The sequence below is a fragment of the Micromonospora sp. BQ32 genome, assembly GCF_059358895.1.
In genome coordinates, this window is the sequence record NZ_JCADBI010000048.1 from 1 (window position 1) to 1,341 (window position 1,341).

Sequence of the window (1,341 nt, forward strand, 5' to 3'; positions counted from 1 at the left end):
AACGGGCATCGGTGGGTGGCGTCGACCCCTGTCGAGGCGTCGTGTGACTCGCCTGCGGGCTCTCGCTCGCATCTGTCTCCCGCTGACTACGGCCCTACCGTCCACTCCCACACCCGCACCGCTACCAGTCCCTGCAACGAACGGCTCCGAGAGCTACTGCTCTCCCTCGGTGAGTCCCCTGCGGACTTCGCCGGCAAGCTGGGTGTCGATCCGAAGACCGTCGAACGGTGGATCGGCAGCCGCAACCGCACCCCGCATCCGCGTATCGCCTACCAGGCCGCGCGGCTACTCGACGTGGACGTCACCTACCTGTGGCCCACCATCCACGGCCGCCGCGCCTCGAAAATCTCCGGCACTGACGAACTCCTGGCCATGTGGCCTGGACGTGCCGCCGTCCCCGCCGACCTCTGGCCCCGGCTGTTCGCCGAAGCCCAGCGGCGCATCACCATCATGGGCGACCCCGGCCTACCGGACCTCATCCCCAACCTCGCCCGGCTCTTGGTCGACAAGACCAACCAGGGCGTCCAGGTCCGGATCATCCTCGCCGACCCCGAGGTCACCCCCAACCCCCTCGATAAGGCCCGTGCCATCGCCGCAGAGGCCACCTACCAACCTCTCACCCCGCATGGCGTCACGGTTTGCCACTACCCGGGCAGCCTCGCCACGACCATCCTGCGCATCGACGACGACCTGATCGTCCGCACCGGCATCGACGGATGCCCCGCCGCCTTCGCCCCCGTCATCCACCTGAGGGCACTCACCGACGGCCCGCTGTCCCGGTCCTACCTGACCAGCCTCGACAGCATCACCGAAACCGCCATCCCCATCACGACCGGCCTGCGGGCGGTGGCCTGATGACCACCACCCCAACCCCCGCCGCCTACCGGTGGCGTCAACCCCGCCTTGTCCGAGGCTGGGAACCGGTCCAACTCATCGGCCGCTTGAAGATCCTCGCCGCTCGTGACGGCTTGGAGCTGCCGAAGACCTACCAACTCATCCGCGACATCTACCTGTGGGAGCACCACCGGGCCGACCTGCCCGCACCCGTGGCGTCCCTGCTCGGCCGGATCTTCGACGGACCCAACCCGTTCGCCACCGGCCCCGTCCAGCACCTCCCGATGAAGGCGGCCCGCACCCGTGGCCGCTGATGTGATGACCGTTGTCCCGGACCGGTGCACCACTGCTGGTCCGGGGCTCCGGCCCACCTCGTCGACCGGCTTCGTTGGTCGGGATGAGTCCGCGTTCCACCGGGCCACCGACCCGAACGTCTTCGACTGGCTCGACCACGTCAAGGCAGCCGCGGGCTGCTCCCACCCGATCCGCCTCTCGGGCGAGGTCGCC

At 69.2% G+C, this 1,341-nt stretch carries 2 protein-coding genes and 1 pseudogene; all 3 read left to right on the forward strand.

The window, feature by feature from the left end; translation table 11 throughout:
- The first annotated feature begins 15 nt into the window (after nt 1-15).
- Nucleotides 16-855, forward strand: coding sequence for a helix-turn-helix domain-containing protein (locus tag AC5L30_RS32940; RefSeq protein ID WP_494872177.1), 840 nt, complete (start codon nt 16-18; stop codon nt 853-855).
- The gene (locus AC5L30_RS32945; protein WP_494872176.1) at nt 855-1,148 is read left to right on the forward strand and encodes a hypothetical protein; all 294 of its coding nucleotides are present in this window, start codon (nt 855-857) and stop codon (nt 1,146-1,148) included. The genes AC5L30_RS32940 and AC5L30_RS32945 overlap by 1 nt, the downstream gene beginning before the upstream one ends.
- Nucleotides 1,138-1,341, forward strand: a pseudogene (locus AC5L30_RS32950) (replication initiator); the annotation flags it as partial. The gene AC5L30_RS32945 and the pseudogene AC5L30_RS32950, both read left to right, overlap by 11 nt.